Origin of the sequence: Geothermobacter hydrogeniphilus, assembly GCF_002093115.1 — a bacterium.
Taxonomy (GTDB): Bacteria; Desulfobacterota; Desulfuromonadia; order Desulfuromonadales; family Geothermobacteraceae; genus Geothermobacter_A; species Geothermobacter_A hydrogeniphilus.
This window is the reverse complement of sequence record NZ_NAAD01000006.1, coordinates 108599-134565: the sequence shown is the minus strand read 5'-3', so window position 1 is coordinate 134565 and position 25967 is coordinate 108599. Positions and strand designations below refer to the sequence as shown.

General features: G+C 55.2%; 38 protein-coding genes. 15 read left to right on the top strand and 23 right to left on the bottom strand.

What is annotated here, in order from left to right; translation table 11 throughout:
- Positions 1-133 precede the first annotated feature (133 nt).
- From B5V00_RS16895 to umuD, 4 genes are all read right to left on the bottom strand, one after another.
- A complete protein-coding gene (locus B5V00_RS16895; protein WP_139800689.1) occupies positions 134-496 on the bottom strand; it encodes a hypothetical protein in 363 nt (120 codons plus the stop codon).
- 108 nt (positions 497-604) lie between these two features.
- Positions 605-1519, bottom strand: a complete 915-nt coding sequence (locus B5V00_RS06875; RefSeq protein WP_085010029.1) for a PDDEXK family nuclease — start codon at positions 1517-1519, stop codon at positions 605-607.
- Between the two features lie 583 nt (positions 1520-2102).
- A complete protein-coding gene (umuC, locus tag B5V00_RS06870) occupies positions 2103-3362 on the bottom strand; it encodes a translesion error-prone DNA polymerase V subunit UmuC (protein WP_085010028.1) in 1260 nt (419 codons plus the stop codon).
- The gene (gene umuD, locus B5V00_RS06865; protein ID WP_085010027.1) at positions 3359-3790 is read right to left on the bottom strand and encodes a translesion error-prone DNA polymerase V autoproteolytic subunit; all 432 of its coding nucleotides are present in this window, start codon (positions 3788-3790) and stop codon (positions 3359-3361) included. Before umuD ends, umuC begins: the two co-directional genes overlap by 4 nt.
- Positions 3791-3951: 161 nt before the next feature.
- Here umuD and B5V00_RS06860 point away from each other — a divergent pair, with 161 nt between their 5' ends.
- From B5V00_RS06860 to B5V00_RS06785, 15 genes are all read left to right on the top strand, one after another.
- Complete coding sequence (locus B5V00_RS06860; RefSeq protein WP_085010026.1) at positions 3952-4239, top strand: hypothetical protein; 288 nt, start codon at positions 3952-3954, stop codon at positions 4237-4239.
- The gene (locus B5V00_RS06855; protein WP_085010025.1) at positions 4236-4517 is read left to right on the top strand and encodes a hypothetical protein; all 282 of its coding nucleotides are present in this window, start codon (positions 4236-4238) and stop codon (positions 4515-4517) included. The genes B5V00_RS06860 and B5V00_RS06855 overlap by 4 nt, the downstream gene beginning before the upstream one ends.
- Positions 4462-4881 (top strand): VRR-NUC domain-containing protein, encoded by a 420-nt coding sequence (locus B5V00_RS06850; RefSeq protein ID WP_085010024.1) that lies wholly within the window; start codon positions 4462-4464, stop codon positions 4879-4881. The genes B5V00_RS06855 and B5V00_RS06850 overlap by 56 nt, the downstream gene beginning before the upstream one ends.
- Positions 4847-5128 (top strand): hypothetical protein, encoded by a 282-nt coding sequence (locus B5V00_RS06845; RefSeq protein ID WP_139800687.1) that lies wholly within the window; start codon positions 4847-4849, stop codon positions 5126-5128. The genes B5V00_RS06850 and B5V00_RS06845 overlap by 35 nt, the downstream gene beginning before the upstream one ends.
- The gene (locus B5V00_RS06840; protein WP_085010022.1) at positions 5125-5595 is read left to right on the top strand and encodes a metal-dependent hydrolase; all 471 of its coding nucleotides are present in this window, start codon (positions 5125-5127) and stop codon (positions 5593-5595) included. The genes B5V00_RS06845 and B5V00_RS06840 overlap by 4 nt, the downstream gene beginning before the upstream one ends.
- A gap of 2 nt (positions 5596-5597) precedes the next feature.
- On the top strand, positions 5598-6011 hold the full coding sequence (locus tag B5V00_RS06835) for a hypothetical protein (RefSeq protein ID WP_085010021.1): 414 nt from the start codon (positions 5598-5600) through the stop codon (positions 6009-6011).
- Between the two features lie 12 nt (positions 6012-6023).
- Positions 6024-6359 (top strand): DUF7673 family protein, encoded by a 336-nt coding sequence (locus B5V00_RS06830; protein WP_085010020.1) that lies wholly within the window; start codon positions 6024-6026, stop codon positions 6357-6359.
- Between the two features lie 224 nt (positions 6360-6583).
- A complete protein-coding gene (locus tag B5V00_RS06825) occupies positions 6584-7249 on the top strand; it encodes a hypothetical protein (protein WP_139800686.1) in 666 nt (221 codons plus the stop codon).
- 870 nt (positions 7250-8119) lie between these two features.
- On the top strand, positions 8120-9250 hold the full coding sequence (locus B5V00_RS16890; RefSeq protein WP_139800685.1) for an AAA family ATPase: 1131 nt from the start codon (positions 8120-8122) through the stop codon (positions 9248-9250).
- Between the two features lies 1 nt (position 9251).
- Complete coding sequence (locus B5V00_RS06810; RefSeq protein WP_085010016.1) at positions 9252-9929, top strand: putative quorum-sensing-regulated virulence factor; 678 nt, start codon at positions 9252-9254, stop codon at positions 9927-9929.
- Positions 9916-10818, top strand: a complete 903-nt coding sequence (locus B5V00_RS06805; protein WP_085010015.1) for a hypothetical protein — start codon at positions 9916-9918, stop codon at positions 10816-10818. The genes B5V00_RS06810 and B5V00_RS06805 overlap by 14 nt, the downstream gene beginning before the upstream one ends.
- A 106-nt stretch (positions 10819-10924) precedes the next feature.
- Positions 10925-11893 carry a tyrosine-type recombinase/integrase gene (locus tag B5V00_RS06800; RefSeq protein WP_085010014.1) on the top strand — a complete coding sequence of 323 codons (969 nt, stop codon included), beginning with the start codon at positions 10925-10927 and terminating at the stop codon, positions 11891-11893.
- Between the two features lie 13 nt (positions 11894-11906).
- On the top strand, positions 11907-12197 hold the full coding sequence (locus tag B5V00_RS06795) for a hypothetical protein (RefSeq protein WP_085010013.1): 291 nt from the start codon (positions 11907-11909) through the stop codon (positions 12195-12197).
- Between the two features lie 92 nt (positions 12198-12289).
- Positions 12290-12529, top strand: a complete 240-nt coding sequence (locus B5V00_RS06790) for a hypothetical protein (protein ID WP_172399644.1) — start codon at positions 12290-12292, stop codon at positions 12527-12529.
- Positions 12529-13194: a thermonuclease family protein gene (locus tag B5V00_RS06785; RefSeq protein ID WP_085010011.1), complete on the top strand. Its 666-nt coding sequence runs from the start codon at positions 12529-12531 to the stop codon at positions 13192-13194. Before B5V00_RS06790 ends, B5V00_RS06785 begins: the two co-directional genes overlap by 1 nt.
- Before the next feature lie 15 nt (positions 13195-13209).
- Here B5V00_RS06785 and B5V00_RS06780 read toward each other — a convergent pair whose 3' ends face one another.
- From B5V00_RS06780 to B5V00_RS06695, 19 genes are all read right to left on the bottom strand, one after another.
- The gene (locus B5V00_RS06780) at positions 13210-13539 is read right to left on the bottom strand and encodes a helix-turn-helix domain-containing protein (protein ID WP_085010010.1); all 330 of its coding nucleotides are present in this window, start codon (positions 13537-13539) and stop codon (positions 13210-13212) included.
- Between the two features lie 2 nt (positions 13540-13541).
- Positions 13542-13886 (bottom strand): type II toxin-antitoxin system RelE/ParE family toxin, encoded by a 345-nt coding sequence (locus B5V00_RS06775; RefSeq protein WP_245803923.1) that lies wholly within the window; start codon positions 13884-13886, stop codon positions 13542-13544.
- Between the two features lie 393 nt (positions 13887-14279).
- Positions 14280-14552: a hypothetical protein gene (locus B5V00_RS06770; protein ID WP_085010008.1), complete on the bottom strand. Its 273-nt coding sequence runs from the start codon at positions 14550-14552 to the stop codon at positions 14280-14282.
- Positions 14549-14947 (bottom strand): TSCPD domain-containing protein, encoded by a 399-nt coding sequence (locus tag B5V00_RS06765; RefSeq protein ID WP_085010007.1) that lies wholly within the window; start codon positions 14945-14947, stop codon positions 14549-14551. Before B5V00_RS06765 ends, B5V00_RS06770 begins: the two co-directional genes overlap by 4 nt.
- A gap of 72 nt (positions 14948-15019) precedes the next feature.
- Positions 15020-15763, bottom strand: coding sequence for a hypothetical protein (locus tag B5V00_RS06760; protein WP_085010006.1), 744 nt, complete (start codon positions 15761-15763; stop codon positions 15020-15022).
- A gap of 303 nt (positions 15764-16066) precedes the next feature.
- Positions 16067-16264, bottom strand: a complete 198-nt coding sequence (locus tag B5V00_RS06755; protein ID WP_085010005.1) for a DUF6722 family protein — start codon at positions 16262-16264, stop codon at positions 16067-16069.
- 84 nt (positions 16265-16348) lie between these two features.
- Positions 16349-18154 carry a VWA domain-containing protein gene (locus B5V00_RS06750; RefSeq protein WP_085010004.1) on the bottom strand — a complete coding sequence of 602 codons (1806 nt, stop codon included), beginning with the start codon at positions 18152-18154 and terminating at the stop codon, positions 16349-16351.
- A 102-nt stretch (positions 18155-18256) separates the two neighbouring features.
- Positions 18257-18577: a hypothetical protein gene (locus B5V00_RS06745; RefSeq protein ID WP_085010003.1), complete on the bottom strand. Its 321-nt coding sequence runs from the start codon at positions 18575-18577 to the stop codon at positions 18257-18259.
- 10 nt (positions 18578-18587) lie between these two features.
- Positions 18588-19568: a DUF3150 domain-containing protein gene (locus tag B5V00_RS06740; protein WP_085010002.1), complete on the bottom strand. Its 981-nt coding sequence runs from the start codon at positions 19566-19568 to the stop codon at positions 18588-18590.
- Between the two features lie 87 nt (positions 19569-19655).
- Complete coding sequence (locus B5V00_RS06735; RefSeq protein WP_085010001.1) at positions 19656-19904, bottom strand: hypothetical protein; 249 nt, start codon at positions 19902-19904, stop codon at positions 19656-19658.
- Positions 19905-19914: 10 nt separating this feature from the next.
- Positions 19915-20253: a hypothetical protein gene (locus B5V00_RS06730; protein ID WP_085010000.1), complete on the bottom strand. Its 339-nt coding sequence runs from the start codon at positions 20251-20253 to the stop codon at positions 19915-19917.
- Positions 20254-20262: 9 nt separating this feature from the next.
- Positions 20263-21192, bottom strand: a complete 930-nt coding sequence (locus tag B5V00_RS06725) for a CbbQ/NirQ/NorQ/GpvN family protein (protein WP_085009999.1) — start codon at positions 21190-21192, stop codon at positions 20263-20265.
- A gap of 103 nt (positions 21193-21295) precedes the next feature.
- Positions 21296-21604 carry a hypothetical protein gene (locus B5V00_RS06720; protein ID WP_085009998.1) on the bottom strand — a complete coding sequence of 103 codons (309 nt, stop codon included), beginning with the start codon at positions 21602-21604 and terminating at the stop codon, positions 21296-21298.
- On the bottom strand, positions 21601-21795 hold the full coding sequence (locus B5V00_RS06715) for a DUF4258 domain-containing protein (RefSeq protein WP_085009997.1): 195 nt from the start codon (positions 21793-21795) through the stop codon (positions 21601-21603). The genes B5V00_RS06720 and B5V00_RS06715 overlap by 4 nt, the downstream gene beginning before the upstream one ends.
- Positions 21783-21944, bottom strand: coding sequence for a hypothetical protein (locus B5V00_RS17150; RefSeq protein WP_172399643.1), 162 nt, complete (start codon positions 21942-21944; stop codon positions 21783-21785). The genes B5V00_RS06715 and B5V00_RS17150 overlap by 13 nt, the downstream gene beginning before the upstream one ends.
- A gap of 89 nt (positions 21945-22033) precedes the next feature.
- Entirely contained in the window at positions 22034-22996 is a 963-nt protein-coding gene (locus B5V00_RS06710) for a hypothetical protein (protein WP_085009996.1), read from the bottom strand.
- A gap of 494 nt (positions 22997-23490) precedes the next feature.
- Positions 23491-23883, bottom strand: a complete 393-nt coding sequence (locus B5V00_RS06705; protein WP_085009995.1) for a hypothetical protein — start codon at positions 23881-23883, stop codon at positions 23491-23493.
- A 12-nt stretch (positions 23884-23895) separates the two neighbouring features.
- Positions 23896-24933 carry a phage recombination protein Bet gene (bet, locus tag B5V00_RS06700; protein ID WP_085009994.1) on the bottom strand — a complete coding sequence of 346 codons (1038 nt, stop codon included), beginning with the start codon at positions 24931-24933 and terminating at the stop codon, positions 23896-23898.
- A gap of 105 nt (positions 24934-25038) precedes the next feature.
- Positions 25039-25431 carry a single-stranded DNA-binding protein gene (locus B5V00_RS06695; protein WP_085009993.1) on the bottom strand — a complete coding sequence of 131 codons (393 nt, stop codon included), beginning with the start codon at positions 25429-25431 and terminating at the stop codon, positions 25039-25041.
- Positions 25432-25967 lie beyond the last annotated feature (536 nt).

The window sequence follows — 25967 nt, the reverse complement described above, 5'->3', positions numbered from 1 at the left end:
GGACCGGCCCGGTCAGCGTCCTTTCATCAGGCGGGGTGACAGCAGGAAATTTTCGGCGTTGCCTGCGGCGGCGGCGACTAACTGTCGTCTCCGATATGGTGGGGAGTAGCCGGCCACCCACCCCGTCTTTTTTTTAAGTTGGACCAGATGTTTCCTCCAGATTTAAATCACAAATCTTTATCTCATCTGGCAATCTGTGTGATCTTTCAAAAAGTCTGCTCGGATCATCTATGCTGAAATGAGATTTGATTTTGTCCCATGCGTTAAAATCCTCTGAATCTATAACCTCAACGTCTAGATATTCGCACTTTACAGTTCCATAGTCTGAACGTCTCCAATATGGACAAAGAACCTCTTTGTATCCTTCATGATAGCGAAACTCTCTGAGGGATTTGCCAAATCTGTCAATGTCATCACTGAGGATTTTGTCATGTTTAATCATGGTAACAGTGTAACCAAAATCTCCGTAAGGTATTATCGATTTATCTTTTGCCATTAAAATGTGCCATCATCGCCGTTTATCAAGGAATGAAAAAACGATAATTTTGTTAACGTATTTTTTATTCTTGAAGGCCGGTGGGGGCTGTTAAGTGTTTGGTGCTTTTTATTCTCCGCTCAGTTTCTTGTATGCCATTGTAAAAAGTGGCTTAAATGTTGAGATCTTTGTATTTCCAGGCTCAATATAATACACAGCCTCTTTCCATTGCTTTTCATATCGTGTCATCTGGATGCCAGCAGACGTGGCTTCGTTTTCTGGTAGTTTGAAAAAGAAAGCAAAAGTCTTGGAACCAATCCATTTGATTCCAAAGGCATTGAAGAATCCTGCTTTAAAACCGCAGTAGTGCTTGTTAAACTTGAGTTCCAAGTCCCATCCCTGTTTCCTTACATGCGCCTCAAGCTCTCTCGTATACTTGAGGAACTGGTCAACGCTTGCGTTGTTGTAAAGCGTCTTGTAGAAGGCTTCGTCGTATGTGGCTTGGCCGCTGACGGGGCGGGTTGGCTTGCGTGGTTCGGCCTCCAGCTTGTTGACGAGGAGGATCTCATTATCTCCTTCCACCCATCGCTTCACTTCAATCAGATCGACGGGGTAGTTGATCTTGTCAACAAGATCCAACGTGGAGCGGAGGATGGAGGGGGCAATGATAAGAATCCGAACCTGTAGGCTCTCCCATGTGACAGAGATGTCGTCGGGCCGGTCATCGCACTCAAGCCAAAGCGATTTGATGGAGTCAGGATTCGTTTCTGCCCAGAATGCGTATTGCAGGACCTGTGGAATTATGGAGGAATCAACAGGGCAGTTTTTCATTTCGACAATGCAGACATTGCCGTCGCTGTCTACTCCAACAATGTCCGGGATGCCGGACTTGTTGCCGCCACGTATCTGCCGTTTTAGCAGGAAGATGTCTTCAAGTAGCTCTGATGTGCCGAACACTGTCCTCTCGAATTCATCTTCGGTCTTGAACGGGGTGGCCAGTAGGGCCTTGACCCCTTCCTTCGTCTTCCAGAATAGGTTCGCCAAGATCTTCTCCTATAAGTTATTGTCCAGATCTGCTCACCATGCCAACAATTTTCCCATTTGCTAAGACTAAATCCCTGACATCGTTTCATATCCTAACGAGATATCCTGAAAAAGAGTTGGATATTCATGATCTGGATAACTCCTTGGTTGTCAATACGGCTATCGACCACATATCATGTCGTTCATCCCAATCTGCTATAATTCCTCCGGGCACTGTGCGACACGGTGATATTCTCCCGGCCGTACCACCCGTTCCCAACGGGGAGGGCTATGCGGGGTTGCCGCGCGAGCGGATTGGGAGGCCCCGCCACAGTGCCCGCTTTTATGCCAAGTCGTTTTCAGGTTGTGGCAACTGTTAATCATGATGTCATTTTCAGAAGAAGCCACAGACATACCCCCGCGATCAACAGACCAACTCCAATAAAGAGAAAACAAAGGAGCATTTTCGGTCCCCCCCCCCTCCGGAAACTGCTATGGAATCAGAGGGCTATTTTACTCCCGGTTTCTCAAAAAAATCTCACATTTTGGGCAAATCACCTTCCTGTGAGCGGAATAAACAGGCGAATCAGGCCCAAAATGGCCATCATTTCACGACGGGAATGCAGTTCCACTTGGTCGTATAGGCCGGTGACAGATTCTCCTGCCTCATAAACCAGTTCTTCTGCGGCCGCTGGCCTCCAAACCAGACTTTCCCCTGGCCGCCTTGGTTGATGGTATCAATAACGCGCATCAGGTTGTCACTTCGTTTCCGGCCCGGTCCCATGTCAAAAAGATCGAGCTGAATCCGGTCCGGTGAGCAGAAATCCCCCAGCATGATTCCGGTTTTGGCATAGCGGCAGCCCTCTTTCCAGATCATGTCGAACAGACGGGTCGCCAACGCCAATATCTCCAGAGTGTCCGAACTCGACTGGGGCAGGGTGCCGGTCGCTGAATTGCTGTACTTGGGGCCGGCATTGTCAAATGGGCTGGTGCGGATAAAGACATTGACCATACGGGCTGCAAGCTTTTCCCTGCGCAGTTTCTCGGCGGCCCTGGCGGTGAATTCGCAGATCGCCTCGCGCACCTTGCTGTAGTCGGTCAACTTCTCACCGAAAGACCGGGAGCAGACGATCTGCTGTTTCGGCGCGGCCACCTCGTCCAGTTCAATGCAGCTCTCCCCATTCAGTTCCCGCACCGTGCGTTCCAGCACCACGGAAGAGAGCCTCTTGGCCTGCCGGGGATTTATCTGCGCCAGATCCAGAGCCGTCCTCATCCCGCGCCGTTCCAGGGTGCGGGTAAGATTGCGTCCAATTCCCCAGATTTCAGAGACCGGAGTGAGCGCCAGAAGACGCTGCTGTCGGCGCGGGTCGGACAGGTCGACAACGCCTCGGGTCGCCCTGAACTTCTTGGCCGCATAGTTGGCCAGTTTCGCCAGGGTCTTGGTCGGGGCGATGCCGACGCTCACCGGGACGCCGACGTGGCGTTTTACCGTTGACCGGATCTGCTGCCCGTAGTCAGGCCAGGAACCGGTTCCTGACAGGTCGAGGAAGGCCTCGTCGATGGAGTAGATTTCCATTCGCGGACTGAACTGTTCGAGGGTCTGCATCACCCGCGAGGAAATGTCACCGTAGAGGGTGTAATTGGAGGAAAAGACCCGGATGCCATACCGCTTTATCTCGTTACGGGCCTTGAACAGGGGTGTTCCCATCTTGATGCCAAGGTCTTTTGCCTCCTGGCTGCGGGCGACGATGCAGCCGTCGTTGTTGGAAAGCACGACCACCGGCACTCTTTTCAGGTCCGGGCGGAACAGGCGCTCGCAGCTGCAGTAGAAATTGTTGCAGTCGACCAGGGCGAACATGGTCATGGGTTCCGCAGTGAGTGGATGACGGTTGTCACCACACCGAAGATTTCCAGTTCCGCTCCCTCCGGAATCGGAACCGGGGCATGCCGGCTGTTCATCGGCACTAGGCGGGTTTCCGGTTTCAGCTCCAGCTTCTTGACGGTCAGTTCGCCGTTGAACTCGGCGATGACGATATCCCCGTGCTTCGCCTCCAGGGAACGGTCAACCACCAGCACGTCACCGGAGAAGATGCCGGCTTCGATCATCGAATCCCCCTGTGCCCGCACGAAATAGGTCGCGGCAGGAGTCTTGATGCACAGCTCGTTCAGATCCAGGGAGCGTTCGCAATAGTCTGTCGCCGGGGAAGGAAACCCCGCCGGAACTTTGTCCAGAAACAGGGGGATCTCCAGGGCGTCAAAATGGTCGGCCCTGCCGAGCAGTTCAGCTTTCATGGATATCTCCGGATCGTCATCTTTCAAGGAGGTGTGCAACCGGGTCGCATCTTCAGCATACCGGCAAGCGTGACAGAATAAAACACTCATCCCTGGAAAACTGCATTCCCGAGACAATCCCGGTTCCCCCTGTACTCATATATATAAGTAGAGGCACGCCGATGGTCCTGTTGCAGACATATCTTGAAGCCGATTCTCCCGGCCATGCCTGGTACCAGCTCCGGCTGATCCGGCTGGCGGAAGGGTACGTGGTCGAGAAGAAGTCTGGCCGGCGTGGGCGCAAGGGACAGGTGGAAGCCTGGTTCCGGTGGGACTCCGGCGCAGCCAGATGCCTGTATGACAAGATTCTCGATAACAAGACCCGGGAAGGGCGGCGGCGCGTGTACCGGATCGTTCCGTCGCCCGACCAGCTCGAACTCTTCCCGGAAAGCAAGGAGGGGACCCAGTGACCAACGAAGAGATCGCTCAGAAATGGATCACGGGACTTTCGGTTGTCCGTCACCACATGGAGGTTGTCTCGGACCAAAGGGTCTGGCAATCAAGCCCCGCTCAGGCCCTGGCCGCAACGGACCGCATCAACAGGTTGAAGGAGTGGTGCCTGAAGGTCATGGAGACCATGCCCGAGATGCGCGAGAAGTTTCTTGAAGACATTAAGCAGCGAGGAGAGACCGATGCCGGTTCTTGTGATCCCGCGTTCCTGGCAATCCAGCAGGCGCAGCAACTCTAGGCCGGTCCCGGTCAGAAGGCAGAACCGGAAGATCGAGGCCGCGACCCAGAAGGCGATTCAGGAGTGGTTCGCCATCCAGAAGGTTCGCTGCGAGCGGCTGAACTCCGGGGCGCTCAAGACGGACGAGCGGTTCGTCCGGTTCGGCTTTCCCGGTTGTCCGGATCTGATCGTTCTACACAGGGCCGTGGGAGTCGGATTCATCGAGGTCAAGGCTCCGGGCGGACGCTTGAGCCGGGAGCAGAAAGAGTTTCAGACCTTCTGCAGAGGGCAGGGGATTCCGCACCTGGTCGCCCGTTCCCTGGAGGACGCTATCGAATGGTGGAGGAACCATGACCATGGTACGAGTCGTTCCAGTCTGGGTTAAGGTCGCCGGGTTGCTGGTGATCGGGTTTTTCTGCCTGCAGCTCTTTTCGGAGAAAGCCCACAGGGAAGAGCCTGGCAGCCAGGTCGTGACTCCCGGTCCGAGCATCGAGCGGGGGCTGGCCGGCAAGGTGGTCGCCAATACCAGGACTGTTTCCACCAGACTCTTTTCTCCCGTTGTCGAACCTGAACGGGCTCCGGTGATTATCCGGGAGTCCGGGGACCAGCCCTACTACAAGGATGCCCAATGAAGTGGCGGAACCACAAGCTCTGCACCTTCGCCCTCGTCTTTGCCGCGACCGGGCGACTGCTGCCGGCGTTCATCGCCGGGATTGGCTCGATTCTGCCGGACCTGCTTGAGATGAGACTGGTCAGACACCGGACCCTGACGCACTGGCCGTTCACTTACGTCATCGGGATTGTCGTCCTGCTTCCGCTGGTGAAGGTTCTGACTTGGTGGGGCTGGCTGATTGTTTCCTGTCTGCTGATCGGCTGCCTGCTGCACCTGGCTGAGGACGGATTGAGCAAGGGCGGCATCCCGCTGTTCAGCCCGGCGGGAAAACGGTACGGGGCGGGGTGGTACGTCACCGACACAATCACTGAAACCTTTATGGCGGTTGGGATCGTTGTCGTGGCGGTCTACTTTTCTTGGCGACGGGGATTTCTGTCGGCGGATTTTCTCGCGGATGAAGTCAACTGGCTGCTGTTCTGGGGGTGATAATGCTGCAGATGATTTTCACGGTGACGGAGAGGGGAGGCGCCCTGATTGTCGGGGCAGAGATGGCCTATGCTGGCAGGACGCACGTCAAAAGAGTCGTCTTCCCGTCCGGCAGCTCATTGTCTGGCGCGGATCGGGAGAAGAAGATCGAGGCAGGACTGATGGAGATCCTTGACCAACTCAAGCGCCCCTGCCGGATCGACCTGAAGACAGACCTTTACCGCCTGGTTGAGAGTCGCTGGATCGCATTGGGAAAAAGCCGGGCCAGTCAACACCAGATAACCTGGTCGCTGGTGCCGCCGACCAGCCGGACTATTCTGAAGGTCCAGGCGGAACTTCGTCGGGACGCCTCTCTCGTTGATGCTGCCGAGGGGATTTTTTTCGGGCAGGACAAACGCAAGGCGCAGGTCGCCTGAAAGGACGTATTGATGAAAATATCCGTCGAGGAATATGCCGGAGCCGTCGAAAAGTTGGTCCCCATTGCCCTGCAGGACACGTCAGGGAGTCGGGCGGCCGCCCAGGTTTTGTTGAGCGCCTACAATGGGAGTGAATGGCAACTGGATGTGACGGATTTATGTGTGCTGGACCATGAGCATTACCATGCGGCCCTGGCGGTTATTCGAGGACGGGTGGAACTCTTGATCGAGCCGCATAAGCTGATTCATGATGGCGACTCCATTTTTCACCGGATCTGGGATCTCTGGGAGTATCTCCATGTAGGGAACAGGGCAATGCATGCGGGTAGCGCCCATTGCAAATATTAGGGCTGTCAATAGTCATACACGTCGAAGATCTACAGAAAAATTTTCCATTTGGGCCTACCTCAAAATATTAAATAGGTCATGCTCTTTGACACTTACCATAAGCCACGATAGAGTGAAATTGAGATTGATAACTATATATGCTTGGCAAGGTGCTTGTGTAAAATTAAGTAGTATCCATTGAATGTAAACAGGTGTATTGACTCAAATGGTGCACAACTAGGAAAATGAATGGTACTACACAACATATAAAAAAACTCCTACTAGATGCCACAAACGATCAATTCAATGCATCACTACAAAATGTAATTGATTTTTTGCGCTTTGTAAATATAGGAAAAAGCCGTCTCAATGATATCGACATTTGGCTCTTGCGTTCATATCAGCTTAGTGGCCTCCTAAGGTGTCTATCTATGGAGGAGTCCTATGAAAATAATATAGAAGATACATATTTCCATTATTTATTTTGTAATATAATGCGTCCCCATTTAAAGTACCATCCAGATGACTACCGGGATGCTATGGATTTCTTCTCAAGAGAAGAAGATTTGATAAAAATATCTGGATTCGTTTTGGATGCAATAGTGCTTGACCTATCAAGCCCCATTACATGTATGCAGGCGTTATGGGAAAAAGAATTTATGGTTCCCGTTCTTTCGAAAATTCCATTTGTTATAAACCTTTTTTTGGATCTTTTTTGTTCGGCAGGACTTGTTATTGAAAATGGAATTGGGGTTTCTACTTATAGGAAAATTTTTGAACCGATAATTAATAATAGAAAAAATGAAATCGATGAATTGATACGTACCATTGGCGGCGTTCCGTCTGCTGCCCGTGAAGTATACAAATCAATACGCCCAATTATTCTTGTATTTGATGAAAAATTAATATAATTATTTTTATCGGTAGTGTAGGTCAATGATTAATCCGGAATTCTATATAGGTTGAAAGTTGGCGAAAATGGGAAATCTAGAGTTTAAAGCAAACGACATAGCAACGACAGACTATGGTTATATTCATTTTAGCACATCAAGAAATAGTCCTGAAACATATTTATTGTTTCAAAAAAATCAAAACAAACCAATGATTTTATTGAAACATAAATCAGACGAAATTGAATTATGTCCAAAGAACTGTTTATTAGAGATAAACAGTTCTTTTCTGCAGATAACATTTACATCATATATAAATAGCAATTCCTATGATGGTATTAAAGTATTGTTTAAGATTGATGATGAAAAATTGTCACAGATAAAAAATCGTCTTATCGAAGTCTATTCGAACAAGATAAAATTATAAATACGGTGAAAATAATTTACTTTGTAATAGTTTGCAAGATCTATAGTAATGGTTCCGATATTTTTGGCTCTGTTTCATGTCGTGTTGGTAACAGAATTCCGTTTCCCACAACCAGATATCTTCCTCGACAACATCTTGTGATGAAGGGAGGAAGATGGGTAAGTTTGCTAGCGGGCCATTTACGCAATCTGCTTTACAGGCCCGTCTCTAACCATGCTCCAAGCAAAGATAGCGACAACGGCAGTTTTATCCTTCTTCCGCAGGTTGTCCAAAGGGTATTCGCTCCCAGTTTCTAATAGCTGTTTTTACTATACATAATTGCTCTTCTGTAAAGTAATCCGGGTTTACTAATGGCTCCGGTCCATCCTAAGCAAATCCTTGCTTTTACATGTCTGCATGATACAATGTCTCATGTTACATGATATTATGTAACAAAAACGCATGAGGGGAGGCGGCGGAAACAAATGATCCCTTTCCGGTATGGTGGGGTTGTCTCCGGCAAAAACTTCTGTGGTCGTCAGGATCTTCTGACCGATCTCCAGGGCTTTTTCAATGCGGGGCAGAATGTCGTGCTGGTCGGAGAGCGTCGGATCGGCAAGACCAGCCTGGTTTTCGAGGCAGTTCACCGAGCAGACATTCCGGTGTTGTTTATCGACATCCTGGGAACCCGGAGCGTTGATGCTCTGGTACAGCAGATCCTCCGGGGCGTTTTCGCTTTGGAAGAGAAGACCGGCAGCCTTTTTGAAAAACTCCTCAAATCCCTTGCGGTTCTTCGTCCGACAATTTCCCCCGATCCGATCACTGGTGCGATGACGATCGGCATCAGTCCCGGTCGGCAACTCACGCCAGAGTCCATCCCGTCGGTCATGGATGTTGTCGCGGATGTCGCTGGTCGCAAATCGGCGGTTGTCTTCTTCGATGAGTTCCAGGACATGCTCAAGATCGAGGGGGCCGTAGAAGAAGCCATTGCCCAAATGAGAAGCCGCATTCAGTTTTTGGCCGACATTCCTTTTGTCTTTGCGGGAAGCATCCGGCAAGACATGGACCTTCTGTTCACAAGTCCAAACAGCGCCTTTTTCAAATCAGCCGTTCCGATCCATCTCGGACCCTTGACCTTTGAAGAGTTCGCTCCCTGGCTTATAGACAGGTTTGAACAGGGCGGGAGGACGATTGGCCAAGACATGATGAGGGCCTGTTTTGAGTTGTGCCAGAACCTTCCGGGAGACATTCAGCAGCTTTGCGAAGCGTTGTGGTCCAGCACTGTCGCTGGAGACGAAATTGACAGAGATGGCCTGAATCGGGCCTTGGCCCTTATCTATTCCCGAGAACAGAAAGCCTATGAACAGGCCCTGGCCACACTGAAAAGCATTCACCTGAGGGTGCTTTTGGCACTTGCCCACCAGGGCGGGGCAACGCCCACGTCCAAAATGTTCATGGAGGCGGCAGGGGTCCGACATTCCAACTCAATCACTCAAGCGTTGGCACGACTGACCTCTTTGCGTCTGATTCATAAGACAGAGCATGGATGGTATTTCGACAATCCATTTTTCCGGACCTGGCTGTTGAGCCGGGAAGGTCTGGCTGATGAGGACTGATATGGGAACGTTCATTTTCGACACCGAAACAACCAATACGACCAACCCCGAAGTCATTGAAGCCGCCTGGGTCGAAATCCTCGACCTGAAAGCTCTTCCGGTTGGCCGTAAGTTCTGTGAGCGTTATCGCCCCGAAGGGCGGATCAGCCTGGGGGCAATGGCGACTCACCACATCATGGATGAGGACCTGGTGTATTGTGAACCCTCTTCAACCTTCAAGCTCCCTGCCGAAGTCAACTATCTCATCGGTCACAACATTGATTTTGACTGGAAGGTGGCCGGATGCCCGAACGTCAAAAGGATATGTACGCTGGCGCTTGCCCGCGACCTCTACCCGGAGGCTGATTCCCACACCCTGTCGGCAATGCTCTATCTGCTGGATCGTCCCAACGCCCGAGACAAGTTGCGTTCAGCCCACTCCGCCCTGACCGATGTGCTGGTCTGCCGGGATGTCCTGGCTGCCATGCTGAAGACCAGGCTGGCTCACATCTCGACTTTTGAGGAGCTTTGGCAGGCTTCCGAGGCCGCAAAGATTCCCAAGGTCATGCCCTTCGGCAAGCACAAGGGGAAGCGGATTGCGGATGTCCCCGCAGATTACCGGCAATGGTTGCTACGGCAGCCGGAGGTCGATCCTTATCTTGTCAAGGCTTTGCGGGGGGGGGCTGATGCTGTTCGATAAATTGGCCGGCTTTGTGGAGCGGAATATTCCGGGGCTGGTGCCGGAGATTGAAAAAACGGCATTGTTCGAGTTCCCTTTCAGAGCGCATGAAGTGGTCGAGCAGGGAATGTTCAGTCAGGACGATCTGGATCATTTCTTCCTGCCGTTCCCGCAGGTTGCCATCGAAGATCGGGCCACCTGCACGTTCTTCTTCGACGGTGAGGAGAAACAGGTCGGGCTTGCGACGCCAAGGACCTTCATCGAGGTCATGGCGATGGACGGGGGTTCGGACCCCGAGGCGTTCATAGGCTCTCCATCGTCAATAACACCGGAGATGCGGCAGTTGGCCAGGCAAGAGGGACTTCACCAACTCGCTTTCGGTCGCCTGTTTTCAATGGAACTGCCGGGGGGAAACCAGAATTACAAGATAGCAGCCACTGTCGACCGGATTGTTGCCATCAACGGAAAGGGGCAGATTCTGGGCCAGATGGATTCGGATGAAATTCATATGATGCCGGGACATGAAGAAACTGCCCGTTCCGTCATCGGCAACATCGCAACCGCCATCGAGGAGTTGATGCTGCTCAACAACAGCCCGGAGTATTTCATCTTTGAGACGGCTCCTGCGAAACCCAGAAAGATCAAGCGGGGGCGGATTACCCGCAGCCCTGACCGGCCCCGGTTTGTTCCGTTGAAACCGGACGAGATCCGGAAAACGATGGGCCTCAAGGACGAGTCGGGACAGAAAGGAACCCGACGGCCTCACGAGCGCCGCCGGCACTGGCGGGTGCTGAAGTCGGAACGATACACGAAGAAGCGGGGCCAGCGGGTGCTGGTTGAGGCGTGTTGGATCGGCCCTTCTGAGGCCGTGGTCGGCAAGAAACGGTATCGGGTCCGTCTGGATATCTGAAAGACTGGATGGACGAATCAATAAAAAAGAGGCTGGTGGTTAGCTGGCCCAGATAAGGTGCCCACAGCCTCCGTGCCAAAGTATCATTTCCAAAAGGATTGTCAACGTGACTGGACTTGTTGAATCCTCCCTGCCCCTGGCCCTCGCGCCAGATTTCACAGACCTGCTGGCCGACTGGCTCAATCTCGATGTCGCCAACGGGGACGCCTGCGCCGATACCCTGAAGACCTACCAGGGGCAGATCAACGCCTGGCTGACCTGGTGTGGAGAAAACGCTGTCCATCCCGGACAGGCAACAGCCGAGGATGTCAAAGCCTGGCGGAAGGATCTTGTCGATGCCGGCGCGAAGCCTTCAACGATCTCCCTGAAGCTGACCACGATCCGTAGATTCTACCAGTCCGCCGTGGACAGGGGGCTGATCGAGAAGAATCCGGCGGCCAGTGTCAGGGCGCCGAGGGAGCGGCGTGCGAAGCAGGAGCAGATGAAGTATCTTTCGCCCGGCGAAGCAGAACTGCTGTTCCGGGCGGTCCCGAAGAAAAATACTGTCAAGACGCTGCGCGACCGGGCGATGCTTGGCTTGATGGCCCTGGAAGGGTTGCGACGGGTCGAGATTGTCCGGGCGTGTGTCAGTGACATTGAGGGAATCGGTGCGGAGATGCGTCTGCTGATCCATGGCAAGGGGAAAGATCGCTTCGTCTATCCGCGTGAAGACACGGCAGCGGCCCTGAACGACTACCTGGCAGCTCGCGGTTCCGTTGTCGAGGATGAACAGGGAGAGCCGCTTTTCGTTCAGATCCGTAAAGGGGGACACCCGGAGGGGCGGATCTCCAGGCAGGGCGTGAATTGTGTCATCGACCACTACCTTCTCAAGGCCGGGTTGAAACGACGTGGGGTTTCCTGCCACGCCTTGCGGCATACCTGTGGGGCATTGCTCTATCAAGCCACACGTGATATTAGAGCGGTGCAAGAAACGCTGGGGCACAGCAATATCTCAACCTCTGCCGGTTACGCTCACATTGTCGAACGTGGACAGGCCCGCTATACAAGGCAGATTCCGGTGGAACTGAAGAAATGAGGGGGAAGATGTCGTGAGGCCAGGCTATCTCTGGCAGCTATGGGATGACTGGTGTGATCCGGATGCGCCGGTTCTGGCAAAGCGGGCTGGTTTCGTCAGCCTTGTGCTGTCCTGGACAATTCTTGTCGGCCTGTTGGTTTATCATCTTGCGACCGGGGAGAAGATCGGAATCCAGGTTGTTCTGGCTCTTATCCCCTTTTTGGTTATGGCTGGCTGCTGCTGGCATGTGGGACGCAAGGCATGGGCAACCGGATATATCGGCATGACCGTCATAGTTGCTGTTGGACTTTGGTTGAAAGGCTGAAAAGCATGGATGCTGCGGTAAAACAACGGGCGAAGGGGCTGGTAGTGTCTCGCCGGGTTGGGCAGTCTGTTCGGGTTGGACAGGATCTTGTTGTGACCCTGGTCGAGAACAATCAATCCAGGTCCCGGGTGGAAATTGAGTTGGCTTCGCCTTCCGGACAAAAAATCATCCCCATGGCCCAAGGCTGCCCGGTCGTCCTGTTTGAGGACCCCATGACAACCATGGAACTTCGTGGATTCAATGGCTCACTGGCCAAACTGGCTTTTATTGCGCCGAGGGAGATCCTGATCCAGAGAATGGACCAAGGGGTTTGTCAGCAGGAGGAGTCGTGATGCTGCGTATTCTCTTTCTGCTTCTTTTCATATCCTTCCCTGGGTTCGGTTACGCCTCTTCCTTCACCGGAAAAGTCGTCAAAGTCTCCGACGGCGACACAATCCAGGTGCTGAATAGCGGTAAGGCCGTCAAAATCCGCTTGGCGGAAATCGACTGCCCCGAAACCAGCCACGGTCCCAAAAAGCCGGGGCAACCCTTCGGTCAGGCTGCCAAGAAGTTTGCCCTGGCTCTGGTAGGCGGAAAAACTGTCCGGGTCGACGTTGTCACTCGTGATCGCTACGGCAGGACAGTTGGAAAAGTCGTCCTTGATGACGGATCGACCCTGAATAAACGCCTGGTCGAAGCTGGCCTCGCCTGGGTATATCGCCGGTACGCGAAAGATCCGGTGTTGTTTGAACTGGAAAAGACGGCCAGGGCGGCCAGCCGCGGCCTATGGTCTGATCCCAATCCGGTGCCGCCGTGGGAATGGCGGCATGGGGCTGGGTGGGGAGCGAAACATTCAAAAGCCCCTGGCGCCACCGTTTCAGACAGTCGTTGCGGGCAGAAGCGGTACTGCAAAGAGATGACGAGTTGCGAGGAGGCGAAGTTTTATCTCAACCGGTGTGGCCTGTCGAGTCTGGACAGGGACGGAGATGGGGTTCCGTGTGAGAAACTTTGTCGGTAATCTACGAATCACACATCAAGCATAAACAACATTCAGATGCGCATGCTTCCGAGTCCTTGGCTTCTTCTTTATCACAATCTCGACATCCCGGTTGAGCTTCATCATCAGCAGCATGAGTTTTTCAAGTGAGACACCATCCAGCCGACCCGCCATAATATTTGAGATCTTCGGCTGAGTAAGGCCAAGCTCGGCGGCAGCCTCTTTTTGAGTCATATGTCGGTGCCGGATAATCTGGGAGATGTGATACGCAATCTGGGCCTTGGCTTGCATTTCTTCCGGCTGCTTAAACCCAAGATCTTTAAAGATATTCCCACTGCTTTCCATGTACTTTTCTTGAGCTGACATAGCTAGATTCCTTCCATCATCTGAACTTCCTTGAGCCGTTTTTTTATGACATCCAGATCTGACTTCGGTGTAGCAATACCCTTTTTTGATTTCTTCTGAAACGCATGAAGAACGTAAACCTTGTTGCTGTATCTCACGGTGTACATGCAACGGTAGGTATCCCCGTCGTGATCCTCAACAATTTCTAGGACTCCAGCCCCCTTGTGCCCCTTCATGGGAGTCGCCTGAGGATGTTTTCCTCCCAGTTGGGCGTAATAAATGGCCGCCCCAAAGACTTGCCTTACCCCCTCCGGGAATCGGCGCAGATCCTTTAATGCGCTCCCGATCCACACAACCTTTTTTTCCACGCTCGTCACCCTTGCCTAGAGTATACCCATTTCGGTATAAGTGGTCCATACGTTAAGAAATATTTTATGGAATGGCTTGCATCAGTTCCGTCAATAAAATCTCCGGGGGCAATCTGCCCCCGGAGCATCTGTTACCCCATGCTCAGAATTTCCACCGGAGCCTTCGGGGTCTTTCTCAGGACCAGCTTCTCGAACTCGTCCCAAGAGAGAGTAAATTCACGGTTGTTGATTCTGACTCTGACGGACATGGATTGCCTCCTTTGTGGGTGAAGTTGAAACCAGTAGGGCTTCCCGCATCCCCCGTCGCGTGTGGACAGGGAATCCAGGAAGCCCTACTGGACTTCACCCGGAGGCAGCAGCGGGGCTGTCAGGCCCCGCTACGTCCGGTCAAGGTCAATCGAGATGATTTTTCCGCCGATACTCCTCGATGCGTTTCTGCTCCTCGGCGTCGGGTTTCACCTCGATTACTTTCTGCGGCTCTTTGTCTGACGAGCCGGTGTTCGCATTGGCAATGGTCGATGCAATCCAGATGGGAGTATGAACGACCTCTCCCAAAGGACTTGCGAACCCCGCCAAAGACGTGTTTGTTTCAGCCCGCTGGAGGTCAGCTGCCGAGCAGCCGCCCAGAGCAAGGGCCACAAGAGCCAAAAATACCAATCTTCTCATTGTCCTCCCTCCTGTGCTTCTGCATGTATGTCCTGCGCCTCTTCCTCCGGTACCAGGTCGGCATGAATGCGGATGGCCTTGCCGATGGCGTCAACGCAGGACATGATCTGTCCATCTTCATCAAAGACGGGAGCCTTGTGGCAGCCGTGGCCGATCAGGCCCTTGATCGCGTCGGCCACCTCCATGCCGGACCGAAGCCCGTAAGAGGTAATCATGGTCAGAGCGTTGGCGACCAGACTGGCGCAGGTTCCCGATTTTCCGAACCGCACGAAGATCTCCATGAGGTCCCCGGTGTCCGGGTTGTCGTTCATCGTGACGAAGATTTTGCCACAAGGAGATTTCATTTCAAGGGTCTCCCCCCGGACGGTTTTCGGACGTGCTTTTTTCGCTACCATTGCTATTTCCTCCTGGGGGGAAACATCCCCGCAACGGGGGAAGAATATCCCCCCGCTGGTGGGGTTGGTCATTCATTTGAGGCTTTCCCAGACCGCTTTGAGGTCGATTTCAGCCTCGGTGATGTAGTCGGCATGAACCCATGCCGAAGCCAGGCTGCCATCTCCCTGCGGAACCGGAGTAAGCAATTCCGGATCGGTACCGTCGGTGTCGTAGTCGATGACCATGACCTTCCAGTTCCCGGTCAGTTTCGGGGCGTCCGTGACGATGGCCTGCACCAGACCGCCTTCAAGGACAATCCCCAGATATGGATCGTCGGGTTGCAGAAGCGTTTTTCTGACCTCGCGCAAGACGACCTGCTGTATGGCGGGGTCGTTGATGCTGCCGGTGCAGATGGACGCCTCGATCTTTTCCAGGGTTTCAACCGTCGGATGCGCAGGCTCCGGGGCAATCCCCAGATCTGACAAAGGGACGGTCTGTGTCTCGAAACGGATGTCAGTATGTTTGACGTACCCGTTCCAATAAAACCCCGAGTCCGTGACATTTAACGTCACACATTCGGCCCGGCAGGCCATCTCCTCGAAACCACCTTCAGGTTCGCGAGGGACGATCGGACCGTTCTCCGTTTCCTGATCGTGGGCACGCATCAGGAAGGTTGGATAACCGTTGAGCTCCCGGACCGAATAGACGTTGAGGATTTTTACTGCCGAGGCAAGCTGCCGGATGCGGGACTTGAGGTGGTTGTCAATCTCGACAACCGCGACCTCAGGCCCTTCCGTGAACTCGTCCCTGGTTGTAATGCTCAGAGTGAATTTCATCTCTTCTCCTTGTCAAATGAGGACAGGGAGAAGCCCCCGGAGGGAACGATTCTCCCTGCCGGGTGGTTGTTTTTGGGCGCAAAAAAAGGGCTGACCTGCTTGCGCGGGTGCCCTCTACCTGTTTTCTATGTGGTGCGGCTTGCTGTTTACTTCTTCTGTTCCCGCTTGTCCACGATCTTGTCGTGGACGATGATGCCGACGGTGAAGCTCAAAAAGAGCAGTCCATACAGTATCAGGATGTCCATAATTCCTCCTAACGTCTGGTTACAGTTTAGCGACTGTTTCTGACGGTAGCAAGAAGGTTCATGGCCCCTTGCCGCCTTCAAGGTAAAAGGCAGCAAGGAAGAACAGAAAAGCGACCGTGATCCCGACCCCGATCAGGAGCCAGTCACGGCTGTCTCGGAGAATCCCAGCAAGGACAATCCCCGCGACGGTCAACTTGGACAGCTCATAGAGGTACGCAATCAGGCTCGTTTTGCGTCGTTCGTTCAGAATTTTCATTGGAATCACCTCCCTTCAATGGGGACAGGGAGGCCCCAGACAGGGGATAACTCCTCCCTGTCCGGGCTGCATTTGTTGATGTTTTCAGGTCAAGGCGTCCTTGAGCATGTCGAACATGGCATTCGGCAGTTCACTGACGGTCCTGACCGTTCTGTAATTGGGGAAATAGTTTCCGCAAAGCCCCTGATCTTCGATTCCCAGGCCGATCTGTTCAACCCCCTGAGCGGCAAGCCGCTTCAGGTAGGCGAGCACGAGGCCGGGACTGCTGGGTACGCCATCGGTCGCAACAACCAGGATCTTGCGTGACTCCTGGCGATGGGCGAACTGGACGGCCGCCCATCCGAGGGCGTGGGCCAGCGGGGTTCCCCCGTCGGGGCAAATCCCGTAGTTGTTGATCGTCCTGGCCGGACTCGCGCCGAATGGCGTCAGGGGGACAACGCTGCCGTTCTTCCCCGGGAACGACGCGACTGATACGCTGACGCCGGGGACGGCGTAGAGGGCGTCAGCCAGGGCAAGGGTCGCCTGGGCGGCCAGGGTTATCCTGTTGTTGCCGCTCATCGACCCTGAACGGTCAAGCAGCACAATGACTGCCGTGTTGACGGCAGTCTTTTCCTCCTTGCGGCGGAAGATCCGTGTATCTCCTACCGGGAGCCTGGCCAGCACCCGCTGGTCGATCCTGCGCCCGGATCTCCCGGCACATGACCTCTTCAGCTTCGACGCCTGAATCAGAGATCCGAGACGTGAACGGAGCGCAGAGGTTTCTTTCCTGACATCAAAGAGGTCGGGAGGAATGCTGAGTTGCAGGTCATCGGCGAAGGTTTCACCCGGATAGAGCATTGAGCAGTTTTCGCCAGCAGTTTCCGGAAAGACAGCCATGCCTTCCAGCTTTTCGGCAACCATCTCCCCGATGTCTCCGTAATCCTCCTGTTGAGAAGAGAGGATTTTCCGGAGCGATTCAGATCGCTGCTGCGCAGATGCGCTGCCGGCAGCCGGGTTGCCGTTGTTGTGGTCCTTGTCCGTTCCGGACCCGGAGGAGGCTTCCCCATCGGGATCTGCCTGGTGTCCGTCTTCCTGGTTCCGGGTTCCACCGTTACCATCGGAGTTGGAGTCACCCTGGCAGTCACTCCGGGAATTCTGCTCCTCGTCCGTGCCGGACTTGGAGCGGTCTTCCTGGTCTTTCTCCTGGTTTTCGTTCTGTTCCTGTTCCTGCTCGCCGCCGCCGTCATTCTGCTGAGGTGCGTCGTCCTCTCCGGAGCCTTCCTGCCGGCACTGGCATTGTGACTGCTGCTGTTCCTGTTGCAGCAGTTTCATGATCTTCTTCGCCAGCGCCGTTGACTCTTGGGTTGAGTCCAGGACGCCAACCTGGTCGAGCAGTTTGTCGACCCTGTCGAGCAGAGACTGTCCGATCAGTTGAGACAGGATGTTGTTGATTCTCTCGAAAAGGGGGATGAGCCCCGCCTGCTTCAGAACCCGGTTCCTGCAGCGGGACAAAATCCAGCCGCAAAGCAGGCTGGCCGGATCTGCCCAATCAGGGTCAAACTCTCCTTTCTCTGCCAGGTGGTTCGCCAGGTTCCGCAGGTTGACGGCACAGCCCGGATAAAGCTGCCCCATCTTCTTTTCGATTCTCACGTCTTCGATGATGTTGGCAAGGCCGGCCATGAGAGGGGTGCTGCCCTTCTCCACGGAAAAATCCGTCAGCCTGACGTGGGCGGCCTCGTGATCGAGGAAACCTCGTGCCAGGATGACGGCCTCGTCGTTGTCTTCCGGGAGCGTCGGCAGGTAGATGGTTTCGCCATCCGTTGCCGCCTGCGTTCCACCGACAATAACCTTGACCCCCATCTGGTCACCTATCGCCTTGGCAACGATGGGAAGTGATTTCGTAATGTTCATAGAGCCTCCACAGACGCCCCCCGTCCGGGGCGTCGAAAAGAATCAAGCGCCCCTGGACGGTGGGGATCAGTGGAACCAGCGATAACAGGGAAAAAGGACTGGCTAAAGCCAGCCGCGATTCACCATTTCCTTGCGGTTTCGCTGTTCTCTAACGTCTTCATTGTTCTCAGGGCCAATCTCGAAGTAGCCTGCATGATACTCAGGCGTATCGCCTCGGTATCCCATAGCGTGTTTTCTGTCGAGACATCCAAGTTCATATTCGACAATATTTGCTATGGCTCCTTCCTGACCCCTCAAAACTATGACCTCAATGACATCTGCAGCATCGTCTGCAATGCTCAGATCATCGTGTTTGTACTCAGCCATGTCTCGCAACTGCCTTATCAGGCGTTTAAGCGACCGAGTGTTTCTGTTGTCAATCATGATGCCCTCCCTAGAACCATGTGACTGGTGGCGCGATCACCGTCTGCCGCTGGTCGGGAGGCGGAACCGGCTGGAACACGTCCTCCATGTCCACACCGGACGAAGGAGGCTGTTCGCACACCTGTTCTTCCTCCCGGGGAGTTTCTTCCCGATGGGCGGGTTGTTCGTCGTCCTGTTCCTGTTCGACTTCGACGTGGAGGTTGATCCCGCCGAGACCGGCCAGGGTGTTCAGGATGCCGACCAGGGTGAAAAAATTCCCCGCTTCCAGGTAGCCTTTCTTCGGCAGCGTATCGAGTTCCACTTCAACCTCCGACAGGACGTTGCCCAGGCCGGGTTCGATAAACAGCAGACCTTTGGCCTTTTTAACGATGCCGCGGATAGGGTTGAGCGCCCTCTGGCTGACCCTGGATCTCCCCTGGAAGGATTGATCCCAGATCTGCCTTGCCGCCTGTGCGATCTCCCGGTAGAGCTGCTGCCCCAGACCGTCAGCGGCTTTTTCAAGACCGCTGTTCAGTCCCTCGACTCCGGTGACCTGAAAGGTCTGGAAGCCGAAAGACAGGCGGGTGGCAACATGCTCGGGCGACTCGACGGCGCGTTCCACCATCGACCGCCACTGGTCCGGGATGGTCTTGAGCCACGCGTCCATGGTTTCGGCGTAGCTTTTCAGAAATTCCTGTTTTTCCGCCTCGAATTCGGCTGCAACCTTTTCCAGGTCTTCAGCAACCGCCCTGGCCTTGTCTTCCGGGATGGCAAAACCACCCAGAAAATGGACGCCTGCCGTTTCGCAGATACGTTCGGCACGACGGCGCAGGGCCTGGAACCGGGTCAGCAGAGCCGGATGGCAGATCTTCTTGACGCCCAGGGACGCAAGTTCCTCCGGGGGGATTTCGTCAGCGTCGAGATCCAGGTCGGCGGGAGTCAGTTTCTTCCTGCCGGACCAGATGTGGACATCGAGGCTGAAGCAGATGAGTTTCTGAAGCAGATCGAGCATGGTGTCTTTCTCCTTGTCTGTTGTGGACACGGAGGAGACACCTGCCCCGTCAGGGGAGAAAGTCTCCCCCGTGTCGGGGTTGGTCGATCAGTTGAGAGTGAGAGGTGTTTCGCCGGCAGCGACGAGGTGTCGATTGACGTGAGCCAACCAGACCTCATCCGCCGGGCAGGTTTCGGCTTTCAGCGGAGGGATGAATCTCCAGTCACCGCCGAACCAGACCATTCTGTTGGTGGGGCACCAGTCGGCCCAGTAGCTGACGTTGCCCTTGAGCCAGGCGCTTCCACAAAAATCGTGAAGGCAGACGGCTTCGCGGCAAAGGGTGTTTTCGGTACACATGGCGCCCTCCTCAAAACCAGGAAAGGCCGCTTTCGGTCCCGGTCCAATCGGCCAGGGCTGCAGCGGTCTTTGAAGGTTTTCTGGAAGCGCGTGTGGTGTTTTGACCGGAGAAGTCAGGGATTCTCTCGCCCCTGGTCACCTCGTAGTAGCCCTTGCGAAGTTTCTTTTCGGCAAGGACGCGGATGGCGTCCTGGGGCGTCTGCCCGTACTTGCCGGGGGGATGGAATACCGACTGGTTGACCCGGCCCGTCTTTCCCCACCTGACGCGGACTCCTCCGTTTTCTTCTTCCGCCGACCAGTCCTTGCTGGACCCGTCGGGATTGTCGTACCTCAAAAGGATGTAGATCATGGCCCCCTCCTACCCGAAGATACGCTGGGCGATTTCAGCCAGCGAGCTGCGGGTTTCGGGTTCCGCACGGAAGGACAGTGCCCGTTCCAGTGCGTGCTGGAGCGGATTCTTGCCCTGGTTGGCGAGCGGCCGGAAGAATTCCGACATTTTCGCCCAGCGCACCAGGGTCCGTGTGGAGAGGGTGACTTCGAGCTGTCCTGCCATGAAGAGTCTGCGGACCTCCATGGCATAGGCAATCATTCCGGTCCTGATGTCCTCGGGGATGCCGGGGGCAACCCTGGCCAGAATCATCTGCTCCTGTTCCTCTTCGGGATAGCCGACTTCGACCATCCAGAAGCGGTCCAGAAAAGCAAGATTCTGACGCATGGTGCCCTGGTAGAGTCCCGACTGGTCACCGGCTCCTGCGGTATTCCCGGTGGCGATGAAACAGAAGCCGGGGGCAGGAACCACCATCTCTCCGCCCTTCTCGGGGATCACCAGGGGCGAGCCCTCGACGATCCCGTTGAGGCCGGCGGCGGTCGCCGGGTCGAGCAGGTCGATCTCGTCGAGGAGGAACCAGTGTCCTTCCCGCATGGCCGTGGTCAGCGGCCCGTCCACGAAGGACATGGAGCCGTTGACCAGGGCGTAGTGACCGACCAGCTCAGGCGTTTCCAGCCGGCTGTGGGCGGTGACCCGCTGGACAGGAATGTTCAGACGGGCGGCGACCTGGGTGACCAGGGTGGATTTTCCGGACCCGGTGGGGCCGGTGAGGTAGAGACCTTCGGTGCCGCCGAGCATGTGCCAGGCGAGCAGGTCCGAGAGGAGTTCCTTGCGGAACTGGTAATCCGGGTCGAGTGCCGGGACGAACGGTGACCTTTCGGCAAGACCGCGGACAGTCAGTTCCTCTGGGATGCCCTCCAGATCGAAGGTCTTGGCGATGCTGAATGTCTTTTCCTGCATGTGTCTTCTCCTTGTCGATGATCGACCGGGAGGAGACACAATTCCCCTTCCGGGAAGAGTTTGTCTCCTCCCGGTTCCGGGTGGTGAGGTTTCGTTGTTGTCGCTAAAAGAGCGTCCCCTGTACGGGCCTGTCCTGCGGCAGAACGATGATCCGGTCGTAGGCAGGTTCCCCTTTGCCTCCGCAACAGGATATCTGGAGGCTCTGGAGAGTCTGTTCGTCCCAGCCGTTGAGATAATACGTCCCCGGTCCTTCTGGATCTGTGCAGACCAGGTGGATATGAGGGCGTCTTGCGACTGGGTGGCCGTTGATCTCGTCCAGGTAGGACGGGCATGTACAGTCCCGGAGAACTGCCTTTATCCGGTAGGGACCGCTGTAGTTGGTTTGGATCAGCATTCCCGGTTCGAGTCTCATTCCGCCCTCCAGACCGAGATGATCCGAGGGGTGGAATCCGCCATTCTGGCAACGATGACCAGATCCCGGTAACGGAACCGCAAGGGTTTATCGTTCAGGATCGGGGCCACCATCCGGCAGGCTTCGACAGCCTCAAAAGGAATGTTTCGTTCCAGTGCCCGGTTGGCGGCGTGCATTGTCAGTGCGACCATGACGATACCTCCTGGGCGTTCCGGTATTCCGAATAGGCTTTGGCGAACTGGCGGCTTTTTTCCTTTGACCGGGGCGTGACCAGCAGAGCCAGCAGCACCAGGCAGAGGAACAGCACCAGACGCCAGCAGTAGCGTTCGGCTTTTCCCATCGGGATCTCCTTTCCGGGGCGCGATGACGCCGCTCCGAAAAAGGAGTCCCCGTCCGGGGCGGCGTAAAAGCGCCCCATGTGGGGGTTGGTCAGGCGGCAGCCTGCTTCCTGATTCTGAAGATATCGAGCCGGGTGTATCCGGCGCGTTCCTTCTTCACCTCGTCGTAGATCTCCGGGTAGGCCTCCTTGAGGCGTCTGGCGTCCACAGTTTCGGAAGGACCGACTTCGGATGCGCAGACCTGCAGCGTGTCAGACTGGCCTTTGAAGCTGGTCCCGGTGAAGGCGAGGATTTCGTTTTTCAGGTTTTTGATGGCCTTGTCGAGTTCTCCCCTGGTCCTGCTTTTCTCAAGGTACCGCGCGGCGAGGTTCTGGACCTCCTGGGGAAGCGGGGTTTCGCCTGCGAACGCGGGGCATGTTTCTCGGTGGTTGCAGTAACCGCAGAGGATGCCGGGTTCGATCTGCGCGGCTTCCGGCGCATCGAGGCAGGAGAGGATGTGTCTCCCCTTTATCACCATGGCGTTGAAGAGGATCTTGTTCGGGGTGAACGAGTTGAATTCCTTCCAGACTCCGGCGTTGAGATCGACAGCCAGGATGCTCCCGCCGATAGGCAGCCCGGGATTGTGCAGTTCCAGAAGTCCCATCTGGACATGGAGTTGGTTGACCCAGGACTCGTAGGGAGCGTCCGGGATGCCGTTGACCGTCTTCAGTTCCATGACGTGAAGCCGGCCGCTTGCGTTGGAGCGGAAAAGGAAGTCGATATGGCAGAGAATTTCGGGGAAATCCGGGTGGCGAACCTCAACCTCGCGCTGCGGGGTCAGCCCACCGGCCCGGAAGATCCCGTCGATCAGGTCTTCTGCGGCGTGACCACGGGCGAAACGCAGGAGCGTCATCGGGTCGTGGTCTTCCGGGTTGAGTTTGTTCAGCACCGCCTTCCGGGAACAGCCGGCAATGTCGGAGGCTCCGACGTATTGGCTGCGATCCCCGAGGTGGCTGCTGTTCTGTTTCGATTTTTCCCGAAGAGCGTTTTCGAGAAATACCTGCAGTTTGCTCATGGTGTCCGTCTCCCTGAAAAGAAAAGGGGCGGACACAGAAAGCCCCGCGAGGGGATGTCTGATCCGCCCCGTGGGGTTGGTTGTTTGTTGTCGATGTTAGCGTCCTCGTCCGTTTCTCCAAGGTCGGCTGTCTTCCCGGCACCAAGGGCACCTGGTAATCAGGACACCGTTGCACCTTGGGATACCTCTCCTAGCATCCAACGGGTAAACTGTCTCGCACTCCGGACAGGTCCGGTGGTTGGGAAACGATTTCCCCCTTATGACCGTTGGCACGAGTTTTCCCTTCATTACACCAGCCCCCCGATGCAAATAGCAGCGACGAGGCAGGCGCCGAGGGCAGTGCCGGTCAGGATGTTTTTGATGTTGACGTTGGACAGAGCGTAGATGAAGTTTTCCATGATCCTTGTCTCCTTGTCTGTGATGGACACAGGGGAGACAGGACGCACCCCTACCGGGGAGAATCGTTGTCTCCCCTGTGAAGGGTTGGGTTGATGCTAGAAGTCGTTGTCGAGATCCCAGGGACCATAGTGGCCAGTGGCTAACGCTTTTCTTCGGGCCTGGTTCTGGGAATATCGAGCCAGTTTACCCGGTTCATCGACAATCCGACCGAGCAGGTAATACAGTTCCTTCGGAATCTGAACATGCCTGCCGTTGGACGGGTCGTGAACCAGGGTCATTTTGACGCCGGGCCGCAGTTCAATTTGCTGTTCGACCCAGGCGTGGGTGTACCTCAGGGCAGGGAAATCGCCGTGGCTGACCTCGCCATGAACCAGGATCATTTCATCCGGTGTGTCCAGGGCAAAGTTGAAGGCCGCCACGAAGCAGTCCCCGTCCGTTTCGTACCCCAGCGCCTCAAGTTCTTCCCGGCTTCTGGGTTCGGTATTCATGGTTCTCTCCGTCTACACCCGCAAGAACCACATCTTCATGTTCTTGTCCCAGCGGAACCCCATCTGCTTGAGCAGGTTGCGGTGTTCGTAGCTGTCGGCGTAGACGGTTTTTCCGTCCTCGGAGAGTTTCGGGGCGATCTTATGTGCCGCCAGGGCAGACAGGACAGCTTCAACGCTCTGCGGAGGCTGGACAGGTTTCCCTTCCTTCTTCCGGTTGAGGGCGTCAATGGCCATCTTGTACTGGTCGTGCGGCAGTTCCTCGAAAGAGGAGATGCCCAGATAGTCGAGGAATTTTTCCCGGTCCGCGCCCGCGTCCTTGACCATGCGTTCGAGGACGCCGATCTGACCTTTGGAGATCAGGATTTCGGCTTCCTGGGAAGCGAGGCCGGTCGTGGGCTGCTGCGGGGTGATGTCCTTCGGCTGGTTGTTCATGCTCGATGGCGTGCTTTCGACAGGATTGGTAGCCTGATCCATTTCCTCTTCAACGTAGAGGCCGGACAGTTCCTGTGGAAACGCACGTCTGATGGCCAGGGCTTCTGCGACCTTGGCGATCATCAGGTCGGGCATGGTTTTCCAAAACCTGGTGAGTTCTCCCCCTTTTTTTCGTTGCGCGTAGGTGTTGAACCTGGCGACGGCCCAGAGGGGTTCCTTGAAATCGGACCGCAGGACAGCGACCTTCGCGGCGAGCGGAGGGGGTTCCTGAATCCAGACTTCCTGCCATTTGCCGTCCTTGCCGCACCAGTAGGGGCCGAGCTGACCTGCGTACTTGCCGGTGCGCTCTGCGATCAGCCGGAAACCGTCGATGGAGGTCTGAATGCTCATGACCTCCCGGTTCTGGCTGGAATCCCAACGCTTGATGGCGTGGATCTGGCGGGCGAAGGGGTCCAGGCCGGTGCGGTTGCACTGGTTGACGAAAAGCTGAAGCTCGTCGTCGGTGGCACCCCGGCAGATGGTCCGCTTGATGAGGGTGATTTTCTCCTCGTCCAGAACGGACAGCGGAGCGATAGGTTGACTGTTACGGATTGCGATCTGTGCAGCTTGAGCGGTCATACTGTCTCCTTTCTGTGGGCTGGTGCCGCACAGGGGAGACAGATGCCCCCGGGAAGGGAGAACGTGTCTCCCCTGCGGGGTGGATTATCGGTTGTCGGTTTCGGCCTAGAACGGGATGTCGCCAGCGTAGGGGCTGTCTGCCGGAGGTTCGGTCCAGCCTTCGGGGGTTTTCCCGTCAGGCCTGTCAAGGAACCTCACCTTGTCAGCGATGATCTCGGTGATGTAGCGGTTGTTGCCGTCCTTGTCCAGGTACTTCCGGGTCTGGATCTTGCCTTCGACAAAAACCAGCTTGCCCTTGCTCAGGAACTGGTGGCAGGTGTCCGCGAGGCCCCTCCATGTGACGATGTTGTGCCATTCCGTCTTCTCGGCGATTTCTCCGTCCTTCTTGCGTTTCTCCCAGGTCGCCAGGGTGAACGTGGTCACCGAAACGCCCTGCGGGGTCGCGCGGTAGTCGGGGTCCTTGCCGAGTCTTCCGATCAGTCGTACTTCGTTAAGCATTGTATTCCTCCTCTCTGTTGGGTTGACCCAGCCAAAAAGGAGTCCACCCCACAACGGGGAAGAGATCTCCTCCCGACTGGGATGGTTGACGGTTGATGTTGGACAAAGAAAAACCCATTGAGGCGGATGCCGGAATGGGTGAGGTTGGAAATTCGGGTTGTGGGTGTGAACCGTGAGAAACAGGTTCACGGAAAAACTGTCAGCCGCTGAACCACGGTGGATCTGTGGTGCGGCGCTACAACATGCAGGGGAGTCCACTGTCGCGTGTGGATTGGGTCACCGGGCTTCGGTTTCTCCCTACAACGATACGTCCCATGCCTGGGGCTTTTCGATCAGGGGCTGTCCCTGAAAGTTTGTCCTGCCAAAATGGCGAGGAGTCTCTACGTGGGTAGAGTAGAATAATGGCTCTATTGTAAAAACTGTCTCTGTAATGTCAAGGGAAGAAAATTTACAGGGAAGAAAATTTACGGATCTATCCACGAAAAAAGATGATTCGGTTCCAACATGCCGAAATTCAAGCGAAAGCCACCTTTCGA

What these genes read in the sequence shown, in the direction of transcription:
- B5V00_RS06785 (WP_085010011.1), top strand. Translation starts at nt 12,529, where the DNA reads ATGCTGCGTATTCTCTTTCTGCTTCTTTTCATATCCTTCCCTGGGTTC.
- B5V00_RS06695 (WP_085009993.1), bottom strand. Translation starts at nt 25,431, where the DNA reads ATGCTTAACGAAGTACGACTGATCGGAAGACTCGGCAAGGACCCCGAC.
- B5V00_RS06730 (WP_085010000.1), bottom strand. Translation starts at nt 20,253, where the DNA reads ATGATCTACATCCTTTTGAGGTACGACAATCCCGACGGGTCCAGCAAG.
- B5V00_RS06850 (WP_085010024.1), top strand. Translation starts at nt 4,462, where the DNA reads ATGCCGGTTCTTGTGATCCCGCGTTCCTGGCAATCCAGCAGGCGCAGC.
- B5V00_RS06750 (WP_085010004.1), bottom strand. Translation starts at nt 18,154, where the DNA reads ATGAACATTACGAAATCACTTCCCATCGTTGCCAAGGCGATAGGTGAC.
- bet (WP_085009994.1), bottom strand. Translation starts at nt 24,933, where the DNA reads ATGACCGCTCAAGCTGCACAGATCGCAATCCGTAACAGTCAACCTATC.
- B5V00_RS17150 (WP_172399643.1), bottom strand. Translation starts at nt 21,944, where the DNA reads ATGGGAAAAGCCGAACGCTACTGCTGGCGTCTGGTGCTGTTCCTCTGC.
- B5V00_RS06845 (WP_139800687.1), top strand. Translation starts at nt 4,847, where the DNA reads ATGACCATGGTACGAGTCGTTCCAGTCTGGGTTAAGGTCGCCGGGTTG.
- umuC (WP_085010028.1), bottom strand. Translation starts at nt 3,362, where the DNA reads ATGACCATGTTCGCCCTGGTCGACTGCAACAATTTCTACTGCAGCTGC.
- B5V00_RS06840 (WP_085010022.1), top strand. Translation starts at nt 5,125, where the DNA reads ATGAAGTGGCGGAACCACAAGCTCTGCACCTTCGCCCTCGTCTTTGCC.
- B5V00_RS06705 (WP_085009995.1), bottom strand. Translation starts at nt 23,883, where the DNA reads ATGAATACCGAACCCAGAAGCCGGGAAGAACTTGAGGCGCTGGGGTAC.
- B5V00_RS06830 (WP_085010020.1), top strand. Translation starts at nt 6,024, where the DNA reads ATGAAAATATCCGTCGAGGAATATGCCGGAGCCGTCGAAAAGTTGGTC.
- B5V00_RS06835 (WP_085010021.1), top strand. Translation starts at nt 5,598, where the DNA reads ATGCTGCAGATGATTTTCACGGTGACGGAGAGGGGAGGCGCCCTGATT.
- B5V00_RS06765 (WP_085010007.1), bottom strand. Translation starts at nt 14,947, where the DNA reads ATGGTAGCGAAAAAAGCACGTCCGAAAACCGTCCGGGGGGAGACCCTT.
- B5V00_RS06710 (WP_085009996.1), bottom strand. Translation starts at nt 22,996, where the DNA reads ATGAGCAAACTGCAGGTATTTCTCGAAAACGCTCTTCGGGAAAAATCG.
- B5V00_RS06755 (WP_085010005.1), bottom strand. Translation starts at nt 16,264, where the DNA reads ATGAAAATTCTGAACGAACGACGCAAAACGAGCCTGATTGCGTACCTC.
- B5V00_RS06720 (WP_085009998.1), bottom strand. Translation starts at nt 21,604, where the DNA reads ATGAGACTCGAACCGGGAATGCTGATCCAAACCAACTACAGCGGTCCC.
- B5V00_RS06735 (WP_085010001.1), bottom strand. Translation starts at nt 19,904, where the DNA reads ATGTGTACCGAAAACACCCTTTGCCGCGAAGCCGTCTGCCTTCACGAT.
- B5V00_RS06760 (WP_085010006.1), bottom strand. Translation starts at nt 15,763, where the DNA reads ATGAAATTCACTCTGAGCATTACAACCAGGGACGAGTTCACGGAAGGG.
- B5V00_RS06780 (WP_085010010.1), bottom strand. Translation starts at nt 13,539, where the DNA reads ATGTCAGCTCAAGAAAAGTACATGGAAAGCAGTGGGAATATCTTTAAA.
- B5V00_RS16895 (WP_139800689.1), bottom strand. Translation starts at nt 496, where the DNA reads ATGGCAAAAGATAAATCGATAATACCTTACGGAGATTTTGGTTACACT.
- umuD (WP_085010027.1), bottom strand. Translation starts at nt 3,790, where the DNA reads ATGAAAGCTGAACTGCTCGGCAGGGCCGACCATTTTGACGCCCTGGAG.
- B5V00_RS06810 (WP_085010016.1), top strand. Translation starts at nt 9,252, where the DNA reads ATGGGAACGTTCATTTTCGACACCGAAACAACCAATACGACCAACCCC.
- B5V00_RS06825 (WP_139800686.1), top strand. Translation starts at nt 6,584, where the DNA reads ATGAATGGTACTACACAACATATAAAAAAACTCCTACTAGATGCCACA.
- B5V00_RS16890 (WP_139800685.1), top strand. Translation starts at nt 8,120, where the DNA reads ATGATCCCTTTCCGGTATGGTGGGGTTGTCTCCGGCAAAAACTTCTGT.
- B5V00_RS06715 (WP_085009997.1), bottom strand. Translation starts at nt 21,795, where the DNA reads ATGGTCGCACTGACAATGCACGCCGCCAACCGGGCACTGGAACGAAAC.
- B5V00_RS06725 (WP_085009999.1), bottom strand. Translation starts at nt 21,192, where the DNA reads ATGCAGGAAAAGACATTCAGCATCGCCAAGACCTTCGATCTGGAGGGC.
- B5V00_RS06805 (WP_085010015.1), top strand. Translation starts at nt 9,916, where the DNA reads ATGCTGTTCGATAAATTGGCCGGCTTTGTGGAGCGGAATATTCCGGGG.
- B5V00_RS06770 (WP_085010008.1), bottom strand. Translation starts at nt 14,552, where the DNA reads ATGAGAAGATTGGTATTTTTGGCTCTTGTGGCCCTTGCTCTGGGCGGC.
- B5V00_RS06740 (WP_085010002.1), bottom strand. Translation starts at nt 19,568, where the DNA reads ATGCTCGATCTGCTTCAGAAACTCATCTGCTTCAGCCTCGATGTCCAC.
- B5V00_RS06860 (WP_085010026.1), top strand. Translation starts at nt 3,952, where the DNA reads ATGGTCCTGTTGCAGACATATCTTGAAGCCGATTCTCCCGGCCATGCC.
- B5V00_RS06745 (WP_085010003.1), bottom strand. Translation starts at nt 18,577, where the DNA reads ATGATTGACAACAGAAACACTCGGTCGCTTAAACGCCTGATAAGGCAG.